We start from the raw sequence: 19,557 nt of genomic DNA, 5'->3' as shown, positions 1-19,557 counted from the left end.
AGGTGCAGAAGCTCCCGGACCTTCGCGTCGGCGCCCGCGTTTGACCGGTCCCTCGCAGGGGGTAAGATCCCGGACCCGATTGGCCAGGCCCATGAGCCGTGTGGCACACTGGCCAGGTTGCTCGGTTGAGTGTCAATGCTGCGCGCCTCCCGCCGGGAGGACCGGAAGCGAGTCCCACGGTACTCGTCGACCCCCAGGGTCGGACGTACGGGAATCTTTCGGGAAGCGTCAGTGGGGCGCTGACCAGGCACCCGGTGGGGTTTCGCCCCCGGCAGCGCGGTTTCGGCCCGCACCCCCTTGGTTGGGAAATCCTTCGGGAGATCTTCGTAGAGGGGATGCGACACGCCCGACCGCGTGGGTCGGAGGCGGAGTTACGAGAACTCCCGGGTTCCAGAGCGTTATGAGAGACAGGACTACTAGTAGCCATGGCGGGACAGAAGATCCGCATCCGGCTCAAGGCCTACGACCACGAGGTCATCGACTCCTCGGCGAAGAAGATCGTCGAGACGGTGACCCGCACTGGTGCGTCGGTCGCAGGCCCGGTGCCGCTGCCCACTGAGAAGAACGTGTACTGCGTCATCAAGTCGCCGCACAAGTACAAGGACTCTCGCGAGCACTTCGAGATGCGCACGCACAAGCGCCTCATCGACATTCTCGACCCCACCCCGAAGACGGTTGACTCGCTGATGCGTCTCGACCTGCCGGCTGGCGTCGACATCGAGATCAAGCTCTGAAGGGACGGGCCGAGATGAGCAAGAACATCAAGGGCGTCCTGGGCGAGAAGCTCGGCATGACCCAGGTCTGGGACGAGAACAACCGGGTTGTCCCGGTGACCGTCGTCAAGGCCGGTCCGTGCGTCGTGACGCAGGTCCGTACGAACGACAGCGACGGCTACGAGTCGGTCCAGATCGCCTTCGGCGAGATCGACCCGCGCAAGGTGAACAAGCCCCTCAAGGGCCACTTCGCCAAGGCCGACGTGACCCCGCGCCGCCACCTGGTGGAGCTCCGCACCCCTGACGCCAGCGAGTACACGCTGGGCCAGGAGGTCACTGCCGAGGTGTTCGAGTCCGGCGTCAAGGTCGACGTCACGGGCAAGAGCAAGGGCAAGGGCTTCGCCGGTGTCATGAAGCGTCACAACTTCAAGGGCCTCGGCGCCGGCCACGGCGTCCAGCGCAAGCACCGTTCCCCCGGTTCGATCGGTGGCTGCGCCACCCCTGGGCGTGTCTTCAAGGGCATGCGCATGGCCGGTCGCATGGGTAACGAGCGCGTCACCACCCAGAACCTGACCATCCACGCGGTTGACGCGGAGAAGGGTCTGCTCCTCATCAAGGGCGCAGTCCCCGGTCCGAACGGCGGCCTCGTCCTGGTCCGTACCGCGGCCAAGGGGGCTTGAGGTAATGAGCACCATTGACATCCTTTCGCCGGCAGGCGACAAGGCCGGTACCGTCGAGCTCCCCGCGGAGATCTTCGACGCGAAGACCAGCGTCCCGCTGATCCACCAGGTCGTCGTCGCACAGCTGGCAGCTGCCCGTCAGGGCACGCACAAGACCAAGACCCGCGGCGAGGTCCGTGGTGGTGGGCGCAAGCCGTACCGCCAGAAGGGCACCGGCCGCGCGCGCCAGGGTTCGACCCGCGCGCCGCAGTTCGCCGGCGGTGGCGTCGTCCACGGCCCGCAGCCGCGTGACTACTCGCAGCGCACCCCGAAGAAGATGAAGGCCGCCGCCCTGCGCGGTGCCCTCTCGGACCGGGCGCGTCACTCCCGCATCCACGTCGTCACCGGCGTGGTCGAGGGTGGGATCTCCACCAAGGCCGCCAAGACGCTGTTCGGCAAGATCTCGGAGCGCAGCAACCTGCTCCTGGTCGTCGACCGCGCCGACGAGGCCGCGTGGCTGTCCGCTCGCAACCTGCCCCAGGTGCACATCCTGGAGCCGGGCCAGCTGAACACGTACGACGTGATCGTCTCTGACGACGTGGTCTTCACCCAGGCCGCTTTCGAGTCCTTCGTGTCTGGCCCCCAGACCGCTGAGACCGAAGGGAGCGCCGCCTGATGAGTGAGGCGACCGTTACCAGCTCGACCATCACGAGCAAGACCTACTCGGACCCGCGCGACGTTCTCGTCAAGCCGGTTGTCTCCGAGAAGAGCTACGCGCTGCTCGACGAGAACAAGTACACGTTCATCGTCGCGCCCGGCTCCAACAAGACCCAGATCAAGCAGGCCGTGGAAGCGGTCTTCTCGGTCAAGGTCACCGGGGTCAACACGATCAACCGGCAGGGTAAGCGCAAGCGCACCAAGACCGGTTTCGGCAAGCGCGCCGACACGAAGCGCGCCATCGTGACCCTCGCCGAGGGCGACCGTATCGACATCTTCGGCGGCCCGACCTCCTGACGGAGGTCGAGTCGTCCGGAATCGGACGAGGACTGAGAAATGGGTATCCGCAAGTACAAGCCGACGACCCCGGGCCGTCGTGGCTCCAGCGTCGCCGACTTTGTCGAGATCACGCGGTCCACGCCGGAGAAGTCGCTGGTCCGCCCTCTGCACAGCAAGGGCGGCCGTAACAACGCCGGTCGTGTGACCGTTCGCCACCAGGGTGGTGGCCACAAGCGCGCCTACCGCGTGATCGACTTCCGTCGTCACGACAAGGACGGCGTGCCGGCCAAGGTCGCGCACATCGAGTACGACCCGAACCGCACCGCGCGCATCGCGCTGCTGCACTACGCGGACGGCGAGAAGCGTTACATCGTCGCTCCCCGTGGCCTGTCGCAGGGTGACCGTGTCGAGAACGGTCCGGGCGCCGACATCAAGCCGGGCAACAACCTGGCGCTGCGCAACATCCCGGTCGGTACGACCATCCACGCCATCGAGATCCGCCCCGGCGGCGGCGCGAAGTTCGCCCGCTCCGCGGGTGCCTCCGTGCAGCTGCTGGCGAAGGAGGGCACGATGGCCCACCTTCGTATGCCGTCCGGTGAGATCCGGCTGGTCGACGCCCGCTGCCGCGCCACCATCGGCGAGGTCGGCAACGCCGAGCAGTCGAACATCAACTGGGGCAAGGCCGGCCGCATGCGCTGGAAGGGCGTCCGCCCGACCGTCCGCGGTGTCGCGATGAACCCGGTTGACCACCCGCACGGTGGTGGTGAAGGCAAGACCTCCGGTGGACGTCACCCGGTCTCGCCGTGGGGTCAGAAGGAGGGTCGTACTCGCTCGCCGAAGAAGGCATCGAGCAAGTACATCGTCCGCCGCCGCAAGACGAACAAGAAGCGCTAGGAGCGGGTTTAGATGCCGCGCAGTCTCAAGAAGGGGCCCTTCGTCGACGGCCACCTCATCAAGAAGGTGGACGTACAGAACGAGGCAGGCACCAAGAACGTCATCAAGACCTGGTCCCGTCGCTCGATGATCGTCCCGGCCATGCTGGGTCACACCATCGCGGTGCACAACGGCAAGATCCACGTCCCGGTGTTCGTCACCGAGTCGATGGTCGGCCACAAGCTCGGCGAGTTCTCGCCGACTCGCACCTTCCGCGGCCACGTCAAGGACGACCGGAAGTCGAAGCGCCGCTAACCGCGGGGTGGAAACGACTATGACTTACACCGAAGGGACAACCATGGAAGCCAGGGCCCAGGCGCGGTACATCCGCGTCACGCCCATGAAGGCCCGCCGCGTGGTGGACCTCATCCGTGGCATGGATGCCACGGAGGCTCAGGCGGTCCTGCGTTTCGCCCCGCAGGCCGCGAGCGTGCCGGTTGGCAAGGTGCTGGACAGCGCCATCGCCAACGCTGCACACAACTACGACCACACCGACGCCTCTTCGCTGGTCATCAGCGAGGCGTACGTGGACGAGGGCCCGACCCTGAAGCGGTTCCGTCCGCGTGCTCAGGGCCGTGCCTACCGGATCCGTAAGCGGACCAGCCACATCACCGTGGTCGTCAGCAGCAAGGAAGGAACCCGGTAATGGGCCAGAAGGTAAACCCGCACGGGTTCCGACTCGGCATTACCACGGACTTCAAGTCCCGTTGGTACGCCGACAAGCTGTACAAGGACTACGTCAAGGAAGACGTCGCCATTCGTCGCATGATGACGAAGGGCATGGAGCGGGCCGGCATCTCGAAGGTCGAGATCGAGCGCACCCGCGACCGCGTCCGCGTTGACATCCACACCGCCCGCCCGGGCATCGTCATCGGTCGCCGTGGCGCCGAGGCCGACCGCATCCGTGGCGAGCTGGAGAAGCTGACCGGCAAGCAGGTCCAGCTGAACATCCTCGAGGTCAAGAACCCCGAGGTCGACGCTCAGCTGGTGGCCCAGGCCGTCGCCGAGCAGCTCTCCTCCCGCGTCTCCTTCCGTCGTGCCATGCGTAAGAGCATGCAGAGCACGATGAAGGCCGGCGCCAAGGGCATCAAGATCCAGTGCGGCGGTCGCCTCGGCGGCGCCGAGATGTCCCGCTCGGAGTTCTACCGTGAGGGCCGCGTGCCCCTGCACACGCTCCGTGCGAACGTCGACTACGGCTTCTTCGAGGCCAAGACGACCTTCGGCCGTATCGGTGTGAAGGTCTGGATCTACAAGGGCGACGTCAAGAACATCGCCGAGGTTCGCGCCGAGAACGCCGCGGCCCGCGCCGGTAACCGTCCGGCTCGTGGCGGCGCCGACCGCCCGGCCGGCCGCGGTGGCCGTGGTGGCGAGCGTGGCGGCCGCGGCCGCAAGCCGCAGCAGTCCGCGCCGGCAGCGGAGGCCCCCAAGGCCGACGCTCCCGCCGCCGCTGCTCCGGCTGAGAGCACCGGAACGGAGGCCTGACCGAAATGCTGATCCCCCGTAGGGTCAAGCACCGCAAGCAGCACCACCCGAAGCGCAGCGGTATGTCCAAGGGTGGCACGCAGGTTGCGTTCGGCGAGTACGGCATCCAGGCGCTGTCCCCGGCGTACGTGACGAACCGCCAGATCGAGGCAGCTCGTATCGCGATGACCCGCCACATCAAGCGTGGCGGCAAGGTCTGGATCAACATCTACCCGGACCGCCCCCTGACGAAGAAGCCTGCCGAGACCCGCATGGGTTCCGGTAAGGGTTCTCCCGAGTGGTGGATCGCGAACGTCAAGCCCGGTCGGGTGATGTTCGAGCTGTCCTACCCGAACGAGAAGATTGCTCGTGAGGCGCTCACCCGCGCTGCTCACAAGCTTCCGATGAAGTGCCGGATCGTTCGGCGCGAGGCAGGTGAGTCGTGATGTCGGCCGGTACCAAGGCGTCCGAGCTGCGCGAGCTGGGCGGCGAGGAGCTCCTCAACAAGCTCCGCGAGGCCAAGGAAGAGCTGTTCAACCTCCGCTTCCAGGCGGCGACGGGGCAGCTCGAGAACCACGGTCGGCTCAAGTCCGTCCGTAAGGACATCGCCCGGATCTACACCCTGATGCGCGAGCGCGAGCTGGGCATCGAGACGGTGGAGAGCGTCTGATGAGCGAGAAGACTGTGACTGAGACCAAGACCGACCGCGGCTTCCGCAAGACCCGTGAGGGTCTGGTCGTCAGCGACAAGATGGACAAGACCGTCGTCGTCGCTGTCGAGGACCGCGTCAAGCACGCGCTGTACGGCAAGGTCATCCGCCGTACGAACAAGCTCAAGGCCCACGACGAGCAGAACGCTGCTGGCGTCGGCGACCGCGTCCTCATCATGGAGACGCGTCCGCTGTCCGCCTCGAAGCGCTGGCGCATCGTCGAGATCCTCGAGAAGGCCAAGTAATCCCTGAGGGGGTCTCCCCTCAGGACAGTTCCGCCAGGCTCGGCAGGGGCTTCAGCAACGGAGCCCCTGCCGGGAACCGGCAGACGATCAGGAGATAGACGTGATCCAGCAGGAGTCGCGACTGCGCGTCGCCGACAACACGGGTGCGAAGGAAATTCTCACCATCCGTGTTCTCGGTGGCTCGGGTCGCCGCTACGCGGGCATCGGTGACGTCATCGTCGCCACCGTGAAGGACGCGATCCCCGGTGGCAACGTGAAGAAGGGTGACGTCGTCAAGGCCGTCATCGTTCGCACCGTCAAGGAGCGTCGTCGTCAGGATGGCTCGTACATCCGCTTCGACGAGAACGCCGCTGTCATTCTCAAGAACGACGGCGACCCCCGCGGCACCCGTATCTTCGGCCCCGTGGGCCGAGAGCTGCGCGAGAAGAAGTTCATGAAGATCATCTCGCTCGCGCCGGAGGTGCTGTAAGCATGAAGATCAAGAAGGGCGACCTGGTTCAGGTCATCACCGGTAAGGACAAGGGCAAGCAGGGCAAGGTCATCGTTGCCTTCCCCGCCCAGGACCGTGTCCTCGTCGAGGGTGTCAACCGGGTCAAGAAGCACACCAAGGCCGGTCAGACGGCTCGCGGTTCGCAGACGGGTGGCATTGTCACCACCGAGGCCCCGATCCACGTCAGCAACGTTCAGCTGGTCGTGGAGAAGGACGGCAACAAGGTCGTCACCCGCGTCGGCTACCGCTTTGACGACGAGGGCAAGAAGATCCGCGTTGCCAAGCGGACCGGTGAGGACATCTGATGACGACCACCACTGCGCCGCGTCTCAAGACGCGCTACCGCGAGGAAATCGCCGGCAAGCTGCGTGAGGAGTTCTCGTACGAGAACGTCATGCAGATCCCCGGTCTGGTCAAGATCGTGGTCAACATGGGTGTGGGCGACGCCGCCCGCGACTCCAAGCTGATCGACGGTGCGGTCAAGGACCTCACCACGATCACCGGCCAGAAGCCCGCCGTCACGAAGGCCCGCAAGTCGATCGCGCAGTTCAAGCTGCGCGAGGGGCAGCCGATCGGCTGCCACGTCACCCTTCGTGGTGACCGCATGTGGGAGTTCCTGGACCGTACGCTGTCGCTCGCGCTGCCGCGTATCCGTGACTTCCGTGGTCTGTCGCCGAAGCAGTTCGACGGCCGTGGCAACTACACCTTCGGTCTCACGGAGCAGGTCATGTTCCACGAGATCGACCAGGACAAGATCGACCGGGTCCGGGGCATGGACATCACCGTGGTCACCACGGCTGCCAACGACGACGAGGGTCGTGCCCTGCTTCGTCACCTCGGCTTCCCGTTCAAGGAGAACTGACCGTGGCGAAGAAGGCTCTGATCGCTAAGGCCGCCCGTAAGCCGAAGTTCGGCGTGCGCGGGTACACCCGCTGCCAGCGCTGCGGCCGGCCCCACTCCGTTTACCGCAAGTTCGGCCTGTGCCGCGTGTGCCTTCGTGAGATGGCTCACCGTGGCGAGCTGCCGGGCGTGACCAAGAGCTCCTGGTAATTCTCCTTCGCCCCTAGGGGCTTGGGAGGACCAGAAGCTCTCGGTAAGTATCCGGTCGGCAGGAGCCCCGCTTTTCATGCCGTAGGCTTGAAGGGTTGGGCGCCTGCCGCCCTGACCGACTTACTACGCCGTAGGTCCCCGCACCGCACCCGTCCCGCCACTGAGTGGGGAGAGGGATGGCGCATACAGGAAACCCCGGCGAGAGAGGCCGAAGGCCAACTCATGACCATGACTGATCCCATCGCAGACATGCTCACGCGTCTGCGTAACGCGAACTCGGCGTATCACGACGATGTCGCAATGCCGCACAGCAAGATCAAGTCGCACATCGCGGAGATCCTCCAGCAGGAGGGCTTCATCACCGGCTGGAAGGTCGAGGACGCCGAGGTCGGCAAGAGCCTCGTTCTCGAGCTGAAGTTCGGGCCGAACCGCGAGCGTTCGATTGCCGGCATCAAGCGCATTTCGAAGCCGGGTCTGCGTGTATACGCAAAGTCCACCAATCTGCCGAAGGTTCTCGGCGGCCTGGGCGTGGCGATCATCTCCACGTCCCACGGTCTCCTGACCGGCCAGCAGGCCAGCAAGAAGGGCGTAGGTGGGGAAGTCCTCGCCTACGTCTGGTAGTCGGGAACGGAGGAATAGCTCATGTCGCGAATCGGCAAGCTCCCCATCCAGGTTCCCGCCGGTGTGGACGTCACCATCGATGGCCGCACGGTCGCGGTGAAGGGCCCCAAGGGTTCCCTCTCGCACACCGTCGCAGCGCCGATCGAGGTCACCAAGGGTGAGGACGGCGTGCTCAACGTCGTCCGCCCGAACGACGAGCGTCAGAACAAGGCCCTTCACGGCCTGTCCCGCACGCTGGTGGCGAACATGATCACCGGCGTGACCGCGGGATACAGCAAGGCGCTCGAGATCAGCGGTGTCGGTTACCGAGTCCAGGCGAAGGGCTCCAACCTGGAGTTCGCCCTGGGCTACAGCCACCCGATCCTCATCGAGGCCCCCGAGGGCATCACCTTCAAGGTCGAGTCGCCCACGAAGTTCAGTGTCGAGGGCATCGACAAGCAGAAGGTCGGCGAGGTCTCGGCGAAGATCCGCAAGCTGCGGAAGCCTGACCCGTACAAGGCCAAGGGCGTCAAGTACGCCGGCGAGGTTATCCGCCGCAAGGTCGGAAAGGCGGGTAAGTAAGCCATGGCATACGGTGTAAAGATCGCCAAGGGCGACGCCTACAAGCGTGCCGCCCTCAAGCGCCGCCACATCCGCGTGCGCAAGCACATCTCCGGTTCGCCGGAGAGGCCGCGCCTGGTTGTGACGCGTTCCAACCGCCACATCGTCGCCCAGGTCATCGACGACATCGCGGGCCACACGCTCGCGTCCGCGTCGACCCTGGACACGTCGATCCGTGGTGCGGAAGGCGACAAGAGCGCCCAGGCCAAGCAGGTCGGCGCCCTGGTCGCCGAGCGTGCCAAGGCTGCAGGCGTCGAGGCCGTCGTGTTTGACCGCGGTGGTAACCAGTACGCCGGGCGGATTGCCGCTCTGGCTGACGCCGCCCGTGAAGCCGGGCTGAAGTTCTAAGCCCCGGTTCCAACGCACAGCGGACGTAACAGAGAGAGGTAAATCCAATGGCTGGACCCCAGCGCCGCGGAAGCGGTGCCGGTGGCGGCGAGCGGCGGGACCGGAAGGGCCGTGACGGTGGCGCTGCCGCCGAGAAGACCGCGTACGTCGAGCGCGTCGTCGCGATCAACCGCGTCGCCAAGGTAGTGAAGGGTGGTCGTCGCTTCAGCTTCACCGCGCTGGTCGTGGTGGGCGATGGTGACGGCACCGTCGGTGTCGGATACGGCAAGGCCAAGGAAGTTCCCGCGGCCATCGCCAAGGGCGTCGAAGAGGCCAAGAAGAGCTTCTTCAAGGTCCCGCGTATCCAGGGCACCATCCCTCACCCGATCCAGGGCGAGAAGGCTGCGGGCGTCGTCCTGCTCAAGCCTGCTTCCCCCGGTACCGGTGTTATCGCCGGTGGCCCGGTGCGCGCCGTTCTCGAGTGCGCCGGCGTTCACGACATCCTGTCGAAGTCGCTCGGTTCTTCGAACCCGATCAACATCGTGCACGCGACCGTGGCGGCCCTCCAGGGCCTGCAGCGTCCCGAGGAGATCGCGGCCCGCCGCGGTCTGCCCCTCGAGGACGTCGCCCCCGCGGCTCTGCTCCGTGCGCGTGCGGGAGCGGGTGCGTAATGGCTCGCCTCAAGATCACGCAGACGAAGTCGTACATCGGCAGCAAGCAGAACCACCGCGACACCCTGCGTTCGCTCGGGCTCAAGCGCCTGAACGACTCGGTTGTCAAGGAGGACCGCCCCGAGTTCCGCGGAATGGTTCACACCGTCCGCCACCTCGTGACGGTTGAGGAGGTTGACTGACATGGCGGAGAACAGCCCGCTGAAGGCCCACAACCTCCGGCCTGCCCCGGGCGCCAAGACCGCCAAGACCCGTGTGGGTCGTGGTGAGGCGTCCAAGGGTAAGACCGCAGGCCGTGGTACCAAGGGTACGAAGGCTCGTTACCAGGTTCCGGAGCGCTTCGAGGGTGGCCAGATGCCCCTCCACATGCGTCTCCCGAAGCTCAAGGGCTTCAAGAACCCGTTCCGCACGGAGTACCAGGTCGTGAACCTGGACAAGCTCGCGACGCTCTACCCCGAGGGTGGAGAGGTCACGGTGGCCGACCTGGTCGCCAAGGGCGCTGTGCGTAACAACCACCTCGTCAAGGTCCTCGGACAGGGCGAGATCTCCGTGGCGCTGCAGGTTTCGGTTGACGCCGTCTCCGGCTCCGCCAAGGAGAAGATCGCCGCCGCGGGCGGCACCGTCACCGAACTCGTCTGAGACAACTCGGACAGGACTGTGGCCTGAACACCCGACCGGGGATGCCTCTCATTTGGGGCATCCCCGGTTGGTCGTTCCTAGGGGGGCATGTCCGCCGGTAAGGTGGCGTGCGTTGCTGTGGTAAGTCCTGGGCAAACGCCCGGGGTCCTTTGGCTGTTACGTAATCGTCGATCCTCAAGACCGTCACCTCACGCTTTTGCGCGGGGGTCGCAGGAGGCACCGTGCTCACCGCGTTCGCCCGGGCGTTCAAGACGCCCGACCTGCGCAAGAAGCTGCTCTTCACGCTCGGCATCATCGTGCTCTACCGTCTCGGGGCGCACATTCCCGTACCGGGGGTGAGCTACGAGAACGTCCAGACCTGTGTTGATCAGGCCAGCAAGGGCAACAACAGCCTCTTCGGTCTGGTCAACATGTTCAGCGGTGGTGCACTGCTGCAGATCACGATCTTCGCGCTCGGCATCATGCCGTACATCACGGCCAGCATCATTCTTCAGCTGCTGACCGTCGTCATTCCCCGGCTCGAAGCCCTCAAGAAGGAGGGGCAGTCGGGCACGGCGAAGATCACGCAGTACACGCGTTATCTGACCGTGGCGCTGGCCATCCTCCAGGGCACCGGCCTCGTGGCGACCGCCCGCAGCGGCGCGCTGTTCAGCGGCTGCCCCGTCGCCGACCAGATCGTCCCGAACCAGTCGATCTTCACGACCATCGTCATGGTGATCACCATGACCGCCGGCACCGCCGCCGTCATGTGGCTCGGTGAGCTCATCACCGACCGCGGCATCGGCAACGGCATGTCGATCCTGATGTTCATCTCGATCGCCGCCAGCTTCCCCGGCGCCCTCTGGGCCATCAAGACCAGCGGCAAGCTGGCCGACGGCTGGATCGAGTTCATCACGGTCATCCTCATCGGCTTCGTGATGGTGGGCCTCGTCGTCTTCGTCGAGCAGGCCCAGCGTCGCGTTCCGGTGCAGTACGCGAAGCGGATGATCGGGCGCCGGTCGTACGGCGGTACGTCCACTTACATCCCGCTGAAGGTGAACCAGGCGGGTGTGATTCCCGTCATCTTCGCTTCTTCGCTGCTCTACATTCCTGCTCTAATCGTTCAGTTCTCCAACTCCACCGCGGGCTGGGCGACCTGGATTCAGGATCACTTCGTCAAGGGCGACCACCCGTACTACATCGCGACGTACTTCCTGTTGATCGTGTTCTTCGCATTCTTCTATGTGGCGATCTCGTTCAACCCCGAGGAAGTCGCCGACAACATGAAGAAGTATGGTGGCTTCATCCCGGGTATCCGGGCTGGTCGACCTACTGCCGAGTATCTGAGCTACGTGCTCAACCGGATCACTTGGCCGGGCTCGCTGTACCTGGGCCTGATCGCTCTGGTGCCGACGATGGCGTTGGCAGGCTTCGGCGGTGCGAACCAGAACTTCCCGTTCGGCGGGACGAGCATCCTGATCATCGTGGGTGTGGGTCTGGAGACCGTGAAGCAGATCGAGAGTCAGCTCCAGCAGCGCAATTACGAAGGGTTCCTCCGCTGATGCGAATCGTCCTCGTCGGGCCGCCCGGTGCCGGCAAGGGAACGCAGGCTGCGTTCCTTGCCAAGAATCTTTCGATTCCGCACATCTCCACGGGCGACCTCTTCCGCGCCAACATCAGCCAGGGCACGGACCTTGGCAAGCAGGCCCGCGCCTACATGGACGCGGGACAGCTGGTGCCGGACGAAGTCACCATCGCGATGGCCAAGGACCGCATGGCCCAGTCGGACGCCGAGAACGGTTTCCTCCTGGACGGCTTCCCCCGCAATGTGGGGCAGGCCGTGGCGCTCGACGAGATGCTTCTCGGCGAAGGCGTCAAGCTGGACGCGGTTCTTGACCTCGAGGTCCCCGAGGACGAGGTGGTCAAGCGCATCGCTGGCCGCCGCATCTGCCGTAACGACAGCTCGCACGTCTTCCACGTGACGTACAACGCCCCGAAGACCGAGGGCGTCTGCGACGTCTGCGGCGGTGAGCTGTACCAGCGTGACGACGACACCGAGGAGACCGTGCGCACGCGTCTCGAGGTCTACCACACGCAGACCGAGCCGATCATCGACCACTACCGGTCCCAGGGCCTGGTCGTGACGATCTCCGCACTCGGCAAGGTCACCGAGGTGACCGACCGGGCCATGGAGGCCCTCAAGAAGTCCGACGAGGGCTGATCACCCCGCTCCACCACTGCAGCCGGCCGCGGCGCCCTCGGGCGTCGCGGCCGACTGTTTGCGCCGTATCGTGGGTACGGCCGCAACCGTTCCCCTTCGTACGCAGAGAGGCGCCCAGCGATGGTGCAGATCAAGACCCCCGAGCAGATCGCGAAGATGCGCGAGGCGGGCCTCGTGGTCGCTGCCATTCACGCCGCCACCCGCGAGGCGGCGGTTCCCGGCGCCACCACGAAGGACCTCGACGAGGTCGCGCGCAAGGTGATCGCCGACCACGGTGCGAAGTCGAACTTCCTCGGCTACGGCGGGTTCCCCGCGACCATCTGCACCTCGGTCAACGACGTCGTGGTCCACGGCATCCCGGATGAGAAGACCGTCCTCAAGGACGGCGACATCATCTCGATCGACGCCGGCGCGATCATCGACGGCTGGCACGGCGACGCGGCGTACACCGCCTTCGTGGGCACGGGCCACGCTCCGGAGCTCGTCGAGCTCTCCCGGGTGACCGAGGAGTCCATGTGGGCCGGTATCGCCGCGATGAAGGTGAACAACCGGCTCATCGACATCTCGAAGGCCATCGAGTCCTACATCCGCCGCCAGCCCCGTCCGGCGACCGGGAAGTACGGGATCATCGAGGACTACGGCGGCCACGGCATCGGCACCGAGATGCACATGGACCCGCACCTGCTGAACTACGTCTCGCGCAAGCGCGGCAAGGGGATCAAGCTCGTCCCGGGCGTCTGCCTTGCCATCGAGCCGATGGTCTCGCTGGGCACGCCGCAGACCAAGGTCCTCTCCGACGAGTGGACGGTGCTCACCACCGACGGCACCTGGTCCTCGCACTGGGAGCACTCGATCGCCCTCACCGAGCAGGGCCCCCTCGTCCTGACCGCCCCGGACTGCGGCCGGGAGAGGCTGGCCCCGTACGGGGTCGAGGTGGCCCCCGACCCGCTGGGGTGACCGTCCACCGGCGGATCTGCGGGCCGGCGCCCGCAGGACCGTCCGGCTGATCCATGTCTAAGGATCAGGGCAAGTGGGCAAACTTGACGGATTCGTCTTTTGGAGTCCGCTGACGTAGACTGACTCGTCGGCTCTCGTGCATCCCTGTGTCTACATGCGGTGGCTTGAGTCGATCAAGGTAGCCGATTCGAAAGGCGAAGCGTGGCCAAGAAGCAAGGTGCCATCGAAATTGAGGGCACCGTGATCGAGTCCCTCCCGAACGCCATGTTCAAGGTGGAACTCCAGAACGGTCACAAAGTCCTCGCGCACATCAGCGGCAAGATGCGGATGCACTACATCCGTATCCTCCCGGATGACCGGGTCGTCGTGGAGCTTTCCCCGTACGACCTGACGCGTGGCCGGATCGTCTACCGCTACAAGTAGATCTTGCCGCCACCCCGCTTCGGCGTGGTGAGGGCACTGACCCGGAGAACCTGACATCCCATGAAGGTCAAGCCGAGCGTCAAGAAGATCTGCGACAAGTGCAAGGTGATCCGCCGTCACGGCCGGGTCATGGTCATCTGCGACAACCTGCGCCACAAGCAGCGCCAGGGCTGACGCACGACCACCTGCATCTCGCAGTTCTTCGCGCGACGCACGTAAACGTACATACGCAGTGCCCGTCCAAGCTTCGGCTGACGACACCTCCGGCGGGGGCCGGGGACCCGGGCGTACCACCTCCACCCATGCGGGCGAGGTCGGCGTTCGGGAGTGGCGCTGCGGAAGACCCCCGAAATGACAACTGGAGCCATTGAATGGCACGCGTTTCAGGTGTTGACATCCCGCGCGAAAAGCGCGTGGAGGTTGCCCTCACCTACGTCTTCGGTATCGGGCGCACCCGGTCCAAGGAGATCCTCGCCGCCGCCGGCGTGAACCCCAACACCCGCGTTCGTGACCTGGCCGAAGAGGACCTGGTCAAGATCCGCGAGTACGTGGACGCCAACCTCCGCACCGAGGGTGACCTTCGCCGCGAGATCCAGGGCGACATCCGCCGCAAGATCGAGATCGGCTGCTACCAGGGCATCCGCCACCGTCGTGGCCTGCCCGTCCACGGCCAGCGCACCAGCACCAACGCGCGTACCCGCAAGGGCCCGCGTCGCGCCATCGCCGGTAAGAAGAAGCCGGGCAAGAAGTAGTCCTCAGCGGACGTACTGCGGGTGTCCGGGCCACCGGACGTTCGCGGAAACCAGCGGTCTTCGCTGTAGGACCGATCACCTCCCCTCTCCATCTGGAGTCAAGACATGCCCCCCAAGGGTCGTCAGGGCGCAGCCAAGAAGGTGCGTCGCAAGGAAAAGAAGAACGTCGCTCACGGCCACGCGCACATCAAGAGCACGTTCAACAACACCATCGTCTCGATCACGGACCCCTCGGGCAACGTGATCTCCTGGGCCTCCGCCGGCCACGTCGGCTTCAAGGGCTCGCGCAAGTCCACCCCCTTCGCCGCGCAGATGGCCGCCGAGTCGGCCGCCCGCCGCGCGCAGGAGCACGGCATGCGCAAGGTCGACGTCTTCGTCAAGGGTCCCGGCTCCGGCCGTGAGACCGCGATCCGCTCCCTCCAGGCCACGGGCCTCGAGGTCGGTTCGATCCAGGACGTCACCCCGACGCCGCACAACGGCTGCCGTCCGCCGAAGCGTCGCCGCGTCTGATCCGTCACGGCCGGTGACGGCCGTGCGGCAGTAGCGTTGGTCCGGGCGGTATGTCCCTTCGGGGGCGTGCCGCCCGTACCCTTGTTTCATCTGTCGGGCATCAAATAGTGGGTGCCCACGACTGAAGGATCACCACATGCTTATCGCTCAGCGTCCGTCGCTGACCGAAGAGGTCGTCGACGAGTTCCGCTCCCGGTTCGTGATCGAGCCGCTGGAGCCGGGCTTCGGTTACACCCTCGGCAACTCCCTGCGTCGCACGCTCCTCTCCTCGATCCCCGGTGCCGCTGTCACCAGCATCCGGATCGACGGTGTCCTGCACGAGTTCACCACCGTGCCGGGCGTCAAGGAGGACGTGACCGACCTCATCCTCAACATCAAGCAGCTGGTCGTTTCCTCGGAGCACGACGAGCCGGTCGTGATGTACCTGCGCAAGCAGGGTCCCGGCCTGGTCACCGCTGCTGACATCGCCCCGCCGGCCGGTGTCGAGGTCCACAACCCGGACCTGGTCCTGGCCACGCTGAACGGCAAGGGCAAGCTGGAGATGGAGCTGACCGTCGAGCGCGGCCGCGGCTACGTCTCCGCCGTCCAGAACAAGCAGGTGGGCCAGGAGATCGGCCGGATTCCGGTCGACTCCATCTACTCCCCGGTGCTCAAGGTCACGTACAAGGTCGAGGCGACCCGTGTCGAGCAGCGCACCGACTTCGACAAGCTGATCGTCGACGTCGAGACCAAGCAGGCCATGCGTCCCCGTGACGCCATGGCGTCGGCCGGTAAGACCCTGGTCGAGCTGTTCGGTCTGGCGCGCGAGCTCAACATCGACGCCGAGGGCATCGACATGGGCCCGTCCCCGACGGACGCCGCGCTCGCCGCCGATCTGGCCCTGCCGATCGAGGAGCTCGAGCTCACGGTCCGTTCGTACAACTGCCTCAAGCGCGAGGGCATCCACTCCGTGGGTGAGCTCGTGGCCCGCTCCGAGGCGGACCTGCTCGACATCCGCAACTTCGGTGCGAAGTCGATCGACGAGGTCAAGGCGAAGCTGGCCGGTATGGGCCTGGCGCTGAAGGACTCGCCTCCCGGCTTCGACCCGACCGCCGCCGCCGACGCCTTCGGCGCCGACGACGACGCGGACGCCGGTTTCGTGGAGACCGAGCAGTACTGATCCGCTTTCCCGGCCAGGGGCGCCCGCCGACGCGGAGCCCCTGGGCCGGTCGCGGATCGACAAGGACTTCCGCGGGGCGGCCGCCTCGCGGGAACTGACACCGGTACCTGATACGGCCGGTGCAGCACACAAGGAGAAAAACCATGCCTCAGCCCGCCAAGGGTGCCCGTCTGGGCGGCAGCGCTGCGCACGAGAAGCTTCTTCTCATCAACCTCGCGAAGTCGCTGTTCGAGCACGGCCGCATCACCACGACCGAGGCCAAGGCCCGCCGCCTGCGTCCGGTCGCCGAGCGTTTCATCACCAAGGCGAAGAAGGGCGACATCCACAACCGTCGCCTGGTGCTGCAGTCGATCACGGACAAGGGCATCGTGCACACGCTCTTCACCGAGATCGCCCCGCGGTACGAGAACCGCCCCGGTGGTTACACCCGCATCACCAAGATCGGCAACCGTCGTGGCGACAACGCCCCGATGGCCGTCATCGAGCTGGTCGAGGCGCTGACCGTGGCCCAGCAGGCCACCGGTGAGGCCGAGGCCGCGACGAAGCGCGCCGTCAAGGAAGACGCCCTCAAGAAGGACGAGGCTCCGGCCGAGACCGTCGAGGACGCCAAGCCGGCCGACGCCGCCGCTGAGGAGTCCAAGGACGCCTGAGCGTTCTGAGACCCAGGTACGGGCCCGCATCTCCCTTCGGGGCGGTGCGGGCCCGTTCGGTTTTGAGAGGATCTTCGGGTGAGTGACGAGGCAGAGCCCGGATTCGTACGGGTACGGCTGGACCTTTCCTACGACGGCAGGGATTTCTCCGGCTGGGCGAAGCAGACCAGCAGGCGCACCGTGCAGGGCGAGATCGAGGACGCGCTGAGGACCGTGACGCGGTCGTCGGTGACGTACGACCTGACGGTCGCCGGGCGGACCGACGCGGGGGTGCACGCGCGCGGGCAGGTGGCGCACGTCGACCTCCCGGCGGAGGTGTGGGCCGAACACGAGGAGAAGTTGCTGCGGCGGATGGCGGGGCGCCTGCCGCTGGACGTGCGGATCTGGCGGGCGGCCGAGGCCCCGGCCGGGTTCAACGCGCGCTTCTCGGCGCTGTGGCGGCGTTACGCGTACCGGGTGGGGGACCGGCCGGGGGGTGTGGACCCGCTCACCCGGGGCCATGTGCTGTGGCACGACCGTCCGCTCGATGCGGCCGCGATGAACGAGGCGGCCGCCCTGATGACGGGCGAGCACGACTTCGCCGCGTACTGCAAGAAGCGTGAGGGCGCCACGACCATCCGCACGCTGCAGAAGCTGCACTGGGTGCGGGACGCGGAGTCGGGCGTACTGACGGCGACCGTCCAGGCCGACGCGTTCTGCCACAACATGGTGCGGGCGCTGATCGGCGCGGCGCTGTTCGTCGGGGACGGACGCCGCCCGGCGGGGTGGCCGGCGGAGGTGCTGGCGGCGAAGGTGCGGGATCCGGCGGTGCACGTGGTGCGGCCGCACGGACTGACCCTGGAGGAAGTGGCCTACCCGGCCGACGATCTGCTGGCGGCCAGGGCCCTGGAGGCGCGGAACGTCAGGACGCTGCCGGGGGCCGCCTGCTGCTGACCGGCCGGCGGCGCAGGGCGCGGATCAGCTTCGCCGCGAAGTACAGGGCGACGGCGCTGGACACGGTGGAGCGGAACCAGCCGATGTCCGGGGTCCACCAGGCGTAGACCGCCGCCACGGTGAAGAACAGCAGCGCCGCGGCCCGCAGCACCCACCAGTGGGCCGGGTGCGGTTCGTCCTGGGGCGGCGTCTCCGGGTGGACACCGTCCTTCGTCGTCATGGTGTCCCGCATGCCCGCGAGGAAGCCACGCCGGGCCAGCACCCGGGCGCCGGGGAGCTCCGCGAGGATCTCCTGCTCGCCGCCGTAGCCGGAGGGCAGCGGGGGGAGCCCCAGGGCGGCGACGAGCTCGCCCTGGTGGCGGGCGGGATCGCCGGCGGCCCGCAGGATGTGGGCCAGCGGGCGCGGGTCGGTGAGCCCGTAGGCACGGGCGAGCGCGGCAGCCGTCGTGGTCGCCTCCGCGTGGTCGGTGGCGGGGGCCGCGGTCTCCCAGGAGTGGTCCGTCACCTTCTTGCCCCGGTGCACGAGCGTGAAGCTGCTGCGTTCCGGGGTGCGGTGCAGGACCAGGGCCGGCCAGTTCTCGGCGGTGGTGAAGTTGTCGGCCGCGGAGGTGAGCGGGTCCTCGGGGAGCAGGGCCGCGCGCTTCCCCCGCACGGGGTCCGGGACGATCTCGACGTACGTGTGGCGGCTGCCGGCCGGGGCCGTCCGCAGGCTGTACCCGCAGATCAGGGCGGCCTGGGCCACCTCGGTGGGGCCGGTGGAGGCGATGGCCAGCGACCTCGGTGCCAGCTCGCGCTCCCAGTCGGGTGTTCCCGCCGCCGGGGGCTCGGGGGAGGCGCGGAAGAAGGGGATCCTCATCGCCAGCTCGACGCGGGTGTCGGAGCGGGCCTCCAGGAACTCCTCGCGGGCCTCGCCGAAATAGGTCCAGGGGAAGGTGGTGGCGTGCACCCCGATGCTGCGGAAGGCGGTGAGCGCCTCCTCGTAGCGGTTCAGCGACCACAGGACGAGGGCCAGGTGGTTGCGGAAGCCGGCGGCCTCCCGGTCCCCCGGGGCGTAGCTGTCCGAGAGCGCCTGCGCGCGGGTCACCGCCGCCTCGGTGCGCGGGGTGTACGGGTCGGGGTCGGGCGTCTCCTCGTCGGCGATCAGGTACTCCACGACGGCCTGGAGCGGCAGCGCGTGGAGCCGGGAGCCGGGAGGGGCCTGGTCGGCCGCGCGCTCGGCGAACGCGAACATCTCCTCGTGCGAGCCGTACCACTTGGCGCACAGGTACTGGAGCGCCTGGACGTGGCAGCCCTCGTGGTGCGGATCACGCGCGTTCGCCTCGGACAGATAGGTGTCGAAGACCTCGCGCGGTGCCTGGATGCCCCGGGCCTGGGTCAGTGCGATGCGCCACGGGACCGGGTCGTCCGGGTTGAGCTCGGCGGCGGCGGAGATCACCGGCACCGAGTCCCGCAGCACGGCGTGGAACGCCCGGAACTGGTCGGCCTCGACGTGCTTGGCGCGGGCACCGGTCCGTATCTGCCAGGCCTGGTAGATGTACTGGTCGGCCTTGACCAGGACGGCGTCGGGGTCCTCGGGGGACTCCTCCAGCCAGCTGTCCAGCCAGCCCGGGTGGTGCAGAGAGGCCCGCGCGAGACGGGAGACGCACGTGTCCCTGCGCTCCCACTGGGCGTGCTCGCGGGTGCCCGCGAGGAGCTCGGCGGCCGGGGCGTGATCCCCCGAGGCGGCGGCGGCGAGGGCCACCCGCAGCGAGGGGTCGGGGGCGTCGAGGACCACGGCGTCGTCCGGCGGGAGGTCGGCGCCCACGGCGTCGCTGTGGCGCAGGACGCGCGGGATGGTGAAGAGGGTGGTCAGACGCACG

The 19,557-nt window shown here is 66.9% G+C and carries 32 protein-coding genes; 31 read left to right on the top strand and 1 reads right to left on the bottom strand.

Annotated elements, in window-relative coordinates; genetic code table 11:
* The first annotated feature begins 425 nt into the window (after positions 1–425).
* The 31 genes from rpsJ to truA all read left to right on the top strand — a co-directional run bounded on the left by rpsJ (position 426) and on the right by truA (position 17,698).
* Positions 426–734 (top strand): 30S ribosomal protein S10, encoded by a 309-nt coding sequence (rpsJ, locus tag P8A20_RS14385; protein ID WP_003948644.1) that lies wholly within the window; start codon positions 426–428, stop codon positions 732–734.
* Positions 735–748: 14 nt separating this feature from the next.
* A complete protein-coding gene (gene rplC, locus P8A20_RS14380) occupies positions 749–1,393 on the top strand; it encodes a 50S ribosomal protein L3 (protein WP_014154591.1) in 645 nt (214 codons plus the stop codon).
* A 4-nt stretch (positions 1,394–1,397) separates the two neighbouring features.
* Complete coding sequence (rplD, locus tag P8A20_RS14375; RefSeq protein ID WP_147959072.1) at positions 1,398–2,048, top strand: 50S ribosomal protein L4; 651 nt, start codon at positions 1,398–1,400, stop codon at positions 2,046–2,048.
* Positions 2,048–2,386, top strand: a complete 339-nt coding sequence (rplW, locus tag P8A20_RS14370; protein ID WP_031096361.1) for a 50S ribosomal protein L23 — start codon at positions 2,048–2,050, stop codon at positions 2,384–2,386. Before rplD ends, rplW begins: the two co-directional genes overlap by 1 nt.
* Before the next feature lie 39 nt (positions 2,387–2,425).
* A complete protein-coding gene (gene rplB, locus P8A20_RS14365; RefSeq protein ID WP_147959073.1) occupies positions 2,426–3,262 on the top strand; it encodes a 50S ribosomal protein L2 in 837 nt (278 codons plus the stop codon).
* A 12-nt stretch (positions 3,263–3,274) separates the two neighbouring features.
* Positions 3,275–3,556 carry a 30S ribosomal protein S19 gene (gene rpsS / locus P8A20_RS14360; RefSeq protein WP_003966956.1) on the top strand — a complete coding sequence of 94 codons (282 nt, stop codon included), beginning with the start codon at positions 3,275–3,277 and terminating at the stop codon, positions 3,554–3,556.
* 43 nt (positions 3,557–3,599) lie between these two features.
* A complete protein-coding gene (gene rplV, locus P8A20_RS14355) occupies positions 3,600–3,947 on the top strand; it encodes a 50S ribosomal protein L22 (RefSeq protein ID WP_004571827.1) in 348 nt (115 codons plus the stop codon).
* Positions 3,947–4,783: a 30S ribosomal protein S3 gene (gene rpsC / locus P8A20_RS14350; RefSeq protein WP_014047784.1), complete on the top strand. Its 837-nt coding sequence runs from the start codon at positions 3,947–3,949 to the stop codon at positions 4,781–4,783. Before rplV ends, rpsC begins: the two co-directional genes overlap by 1 nt.
* 5 nt (positions 4,784–4,788) lie before the next feature.
* Complete coding sequence (rplP, locus tag P8A20_RS14345; RefSeq protein ID WP_014154587.1) at positions 4,789–5,208, top strand: 50S ribosomal protein L16; 420 nt, start codon at positions 4,789–4,791, stop codon at positions 5,206–5,208.
* Entirely contained in the window at positions 5,208–5,432 is a 225-nt protein-coding gene (gene rpmC / locus P8A20_RS14340; RefSeq protein WP_033297602.1) for a 50S ribosomal protein L29, read from the top strand. Before rplP ends, rpmC begins: the two co-directional genes overlap by 1 nt.
* Complete coding sequence (gene rpsQ / locus P8A20_RS14335) at positions 5,432–5,716, top strand: 30S ribosomal protein S17 (protein ID WP_147959074.1); 285 nt, start codon at positions 5,432–5,434, stop codon at positions 5,714–5,716. The genes rpmC and rpsQ overlap by 1 nt, the downstream gene beginning before the upstream one ends.
* 100 nt (positions 5,717–5,816) lie before the next feature.
* Positions 5,817–6,185 carry a 50S ribosomal protein L14 gene (rplN, locus tag P8A20_RS14330; protein ID WP_003966950.1) on the top strand — a complete coding sequence of 123 codons (369 nt, stop codon included), beginning with the start codon at positions 5,817–5,819 and terminating at the stop codon, positions 6,183–6,185.
* A 2-nt stretch (positions 6,186–6,187) separates the two neighbouring features.
* Positions 6,188–6,511, top strand: coding sequence for a 50S ribosomal protein L24 (rplX, locus tag P8A20_RS14325; protein WP_014047788.1), 324 nt, complete (start codon positions 6,188–6,190; stop codon positions 6,509–6,511).
* Positions 6,511–7,068 (top strand): 50S ribosomal protein L5, encoded by a 558-nt coding sequence (rplE, locus tag P8A20_RS14320; protein ID WP_014154585.1) that lies wholly within the window; start codon positions 6,511–6,513, stop codon positions 7,066–7,068. Before rplX ends, rplE begins: the two co-directional genes overlap by 1 nt.
* A 2-nt stretch (positions 7,069–7,070) precedes the next feature.
* The gene (locus P8A20_RS14315) at positions 7,071–7,256 is read left to right on the top strand and encodes a type Z 30S ribosomal protein S14 (RefSeq protein WP_003948630.1); all 186 of its coding nucleotides are present in this window, start codon (positions 7,071–7,073) and stop codon (positions 7,254–7,256) included.
* Positions 7,257–7,478: 222 nt separating this feature from the next.
* Positions 7,479–7,877 carry a 30S ribosomal protein S8 gene (gene rpsH / locus P8A20_RS14310; protein WP_014154584.1) on the top strand — a complete coding sequence of 133 codons (399 nt, stop codon included), beginning with the start codon at positions 7,479–7,481 and terminating at the stop codon, positions 7,875–7,877.
* Positions 7,878–7,898: 21 nt separating this feature from the next.
* Positions 7,899–8,438: a 50S ribosomal protein L6 gene (gene rplF / locus P8A20_RS14305; RefSeq protein ID WP_147959075.1), complete on the top strand. Its 540-nt coding sequence runs from the start codon at positions 7,899–7,901 to the stop codon at positions 8,436–8,438.
* A gap of 3 nt (positions 8,439–8,441) precedes the next feature.
* Entirely contained in the window at positions 8,442–8,825 is a 384-nt protein-coding gene (gene rplR / locus P8A20_RS14300) for a 50S ribosomal protein L18 (protein ID WP_033297607.1), read from the top strand.
* A 47-nt stretch (positions 8,826–8,872) separates the two neighbouring features.
* Entirely contained in the window at positions 8,873–9,475 is a 603-nt protein-coding gene (rpsE, locus tag P8A20_RS14295; protein ID WP_014047793.1) for a 30S ribosomal protein S5, read from the top strand.
* Positions 9,475–9,657, top strand: coding sequence for a 50S ribosomal protein L30 (rpmD, locus tag P8A20_RS14290; protein WP_003966943.1), 183 nt, complete (start codon positions 9,475–9,477; stop codon positions 9,655–9,657). The genes rpsE and rpmD overlap by 1 nt, the downstream gene beginning before the upstream one ends.
* A gap of 1 nt (position 9,658) precedes the next feature.
* Complete coding sequence (gene rplO / locus P8A20_RS14285; RefSeq protein WP_014047794.1) at positions 9,659–10,114, top strand: 50S ribosomal protein L15; 456 nt, start codon at positions 9,659–9,661, stop codon at positions 10,112–10,114.
* A gap of 221 nt (positions 10,115–10,335) precedes the next feature.
* On the top strand, positions 10,336–11,655 hold the full coding sequence (gene secY, locus P8A20_RS14280) for a preprotein translocase subunit SecY (RefSeq protein WP_147959076.1): 1,320 nt from the start codon (positions 10,336–10,338) through the stop codon (positions 11,653–11,655).
* Positions 11,655–12,314 carry an adenylate kinase gene (locus P8A20_RS14275; protein WP_147959077.1) on the top strand — a complete coding sequence of 220 codons (660 nt, stop codon included), beginning with the start codon at positions 11,655–11,657 and terminating at the stop codon, positions 12,312–12,314. Before secY ends, P8A20_RS14275 begins: the two co-directional genes overlap by 1 nt.
* 120 nt (positions 12,315–12,434) lie before the next feature.
* A complete protein-coding gene (gene map / locus P8A20_RS14270; RefSeq protein WP_147959078.1) occupies positions 12,435–13,271 on the top strand; it encodes a type I methionyl aminopeptidase in 837 nt (278 codons plus the stop codon).
* 201 nt (positions 13,272–13,472) lie between these two features.
* On the top strand, positions 13,473–13,694 hold the full coding sequence (gene infA, locus P8A20_RS14265; protein ID WP_003956442.1) for a translation initiation factor IF-1: 222 nt from the start codon (positions 13,473–13,475) through the stop codon (positions 13,692–13,694).
* A gap of 60 nt (positions 13,695–13,754) precedes the next feature.
* Positions 13,755–13,868, top strand: coding sequence for a 50S ribosomal protein L36 (gene rpmJ / locus P8A20_RS14260; protein WP_003956441.1), 114 nt, complete (start codon positions 13,755–13,757; stop codon positions 13,866–13,868).
* 197 nt (positions 13,869–14,065) lie between these two features.
* Positions 14,066–14,446 (top strand): 30S ribosomal protein S13, encoded by a 381-nt coding sequence (gene rpsM, locus P8A20_RS14255; protein WP_014154579.1) that lies wholly within the window; start codon positions 14,066–14,068, stop codon positions 14,444–14,446.
* Positions 14,447–14,551: 105 nt separating this feature from the next.
* Positions 14,552–14,956 (top strand): 30S ribosomal protein S11, encoded by a 405-nt coding sequence (rpsK, locus tag P8A20_RS14250; RefSeq protein ID WP_003956432.1) that lies wholly within the window; start codon positions 14,552–14,554, stop codon positions 14,954–14,956.
* A 136-nt stretch (positions 14,957–15,092) separates the two neighbouring features.
* The gene (locus tag P8A20_RS14245; protein WP_003966937.1) at positions 15,093–16,115 is read left to right on the top strand and encodes a DNA-directed RNA polymerase subunit alpha; all 1,023 of its coding nucleotides are present in this window, start codon (positions 15,093–15,095) and stop codon (positions 16,113–16,115) included.
* Positions 16,116–16,258: 143 nt separating this feature from the next.
* Positions 16,259–16,765 carry a 50S ribosomal protein L17 gene (gene rplQ / locus P8A20_RS14240; protein ID WP_104788309.1) on the top strand — a complete coding sequence of 169 codons (507 nt, stop codon included), beginning with the start codon at positions 16,259–16,261 and terminating at the stop codon, positions 16,763–16,765.
* 78 nt (positions 16,766–16,843) lie between these two features.
* A complete protein-coding gene (gene truA / locus P8A20_RS14235; protein WP_147959079.1) occupies positions 16,844–17,698 on the top strand; it encodes a tRNA pseudouridine(38-40) synthase TruA in 855 nt (284 codons plus the stop codon).
* Here truA and P8A20_RS14230 read toward each other — a convergent pair.
* Positions 17,667–19,556, bottom strand: coding sequence for a hypothetical protein (locus P8A20_RS14230; protein ID WP_306103618.1), 1,890 nt, complete (start codon positions 19,554–19,556; stop codon positions 17,667–17,669). The genes truA and P8A20_RS14230 overlap by 32 nt on opposite strands.
* Between the last annotated feature and the right edge of the window lies 1 nt (position 19,557).

This window comes from Streptomyces sp. Alt3 (assembly GCF_030719215.1).
Classification (GTDB): Bacteria; Actinomycetota; Actinomycetes; order Streptomycetales; family Streptomycetaceae; genus Streptomyces; species Streptomyces glycanivorans.
Note: the sequence above shows the minus strand (reverse complement) of the source record. Positions and strands in the feature narration are given on the sequence as shown.

What these genes read in the sequence shown, in the direction of transcription:
- map (WP_147959078.1), top strand. Translation starts at nt 12,435, where the DNA reads ATGGTGCAGATCAAGACCCCCGAGCAGATCGCGAAGATGCGCGAGGCG.
- rplD (WP_147959072.1), top strand. Translation starts at nt 1,398, where the DNA reads ATGAGCACCATTGACATCCTTTCGCCGGCAGGCGACAAGGCCGGTACC.
- rplX (WP_014047788.1), top strand. Translation starts at nt 6,188, where the DNA reads ATGAAGATCAAGAAGGGCGACCTGGTTCAGGTCATCACCGGTAAGGAC.
- P8A20_RS14275 (WP_147959077.1), top strand. Translation starts at nt 11,655, where the DNA reads ATGCGAATCGTCCTCGTCGGGCCGCCCGGTGCCGGCAAGGGAACGCAG.
- P8A20_RS14245 (WP_003966937.1), top strand. Translation starts at nt 15,093, where the DNA reads ATGCTTATCGCTCAGCGTCCGTCGCTGACCGAAGAGGTCGTCGACGAG.
- rplE (WP_014154585.1), top strand. Translation starts at nt 6,511, where the DNA reads ATGACGACCACCACTGCGCCGCGTCTCAAGACGCGCTACCGCGAGGAA.
- rpsC (WP_014047784.1), top strand. Translation starts at nt 3,947, where the DNA reads ATGGGCCAGAAGGTAAACCCGCACGGGTTCCGACTCGGCATTACCACG.
- rpsE (WP_014047793.1), top strand. Translation starts at nt 8,873, where the DNA reads ATGGCTGGACCCCAGCGCCGCGGAAGCGGTGCCGGTGGCGGCGAGCGG.
- rpmC (WP_033297602.1), top strand. Translation starts at nt 5,208, where the DNA reads ATGTCGGCCGGTACCAAGGCGTCCGAGCTGCGCGAGCTGGGCGGCGAG.
- rpmD (WP_003966943.1), top strand. Translation starts at nt 9,475, where the DNA reads ATGGCTCGCCTCAAGATCACGCAGACGAAGTCGTACATCGGCAGCAAG.
- rplB (WP_147959073.1), top strand. Translation starts at nt 2,426, where the DNA reads ATGGGTATCCGCAAGTACAAGCCGACGACCCCGGGCCGTCGTGGCTCC.
- rplC (WP_014154591.1), top strand. Translation starts at nt 749, where the DNA reads ATGAGCAAGAACATCAAGGGCGTCCTGGGCGAGAAGCTCGGCATGACC.
- rplP (WP_014154587.1), top strand. Translation starts at nt 4,789, where the DNA reads ATGCTGATCCCCCGTAGGGTCAAGCACCGCAAGCAGCACCACCCGAAG.
- rplQ (WP_104788309.1), top strand. Translation starts at nt 16,259, where the DNA reads ATGCCTCAGCCCGCCAAGGGTGCCCGTCTGGGCGGCAGCGCTGCGCAC.
- rpsS (WP_003966956.1), top strand. Translation starts at nt 3,275, where the DNA reads ATGCCGCGCAGTCTCAAGAAGGGGCCCTTCGTCGACGGCCACCTCATC.
- rpsJ (WP_003948644.1), top strand. Translation starts at nt 426, where the DNA reads ATGGCGGGACAGAAGATCCGCATCCGGCTCAAGGCCTACGACCACGAG.
- rpsM (WP_014154579.1), top strand. Translation starts at nt 14,066, where the DNA reads ATGGCACGCGTTTCAGGTGTTGACATCCCGCGCGAAAAGCGCGTGGAG.
- rplO (WP_014047794.1), top strand. Translation starts at nt 9,659, where the DNA reads ATGGCGGAGAACAGCCCGCTGAAGGCCCACAACCTCCGGCCTGCCCCG.
- rplV (WP_004571827.1), top strand. Translation starts at nt 3,600, where the DNA reads ATGGAAGCCAGGGCCCAGGCGCGGTACATCCGCGTCACGCCCATGAAG.
- rpsQ (WP_147959074.1), top strand. Translation starts at nt 5,432, where the DNA reads ATGAGCGAGAAGACTGTGACTGAGACCAAGACCGACCGCGGCTTCCGC.
- rplR (WP_033297607.1), top strand. Translation starts at nt 8,442, where the DNA reads ATGGCATACGGTGTAAAGATCGCCAAGGGCGACGCCTACAAGCGTGCC.
- rplW (WP_031096361.1), top strand. Translation starts at nt 2,048, where the DNA reads ATGAGTGAGGCGACCGTTACCAGCTCGACCATCACGAGCAAGACCTAC.
- rplF (WP_147959075.1), top strand. Translation starts at nt 7,899, where the DNA reads ATGTCGCGAATCGGCAAGCTCCCCATCCAGGTTCCCGCCGGTGTGGAC.
- rpmJ (WP_003956441.1), top strand. Translation starts at nt 13,755, where the DNA reads ATGAAGGTCAAGCCGAGCGTCAAGAAGATCTGCGACAAGTGCAAGGTG.
- rpsK (WP_003956432.1), top strand. Translation starts at nt 14,552, where the DNA reads ATGCCCCCCAAGGGTCGTCAGGGCGCAGCCAAGAAGGTGCGTCGCAAG.
- rpsH (WP_014154584.1), top strand. Translation starts at nt 7,479, where the DNA reads ATGACCATGACTGATCCCATCGCAGACATGCTCACGCGTCTGCGTAAC.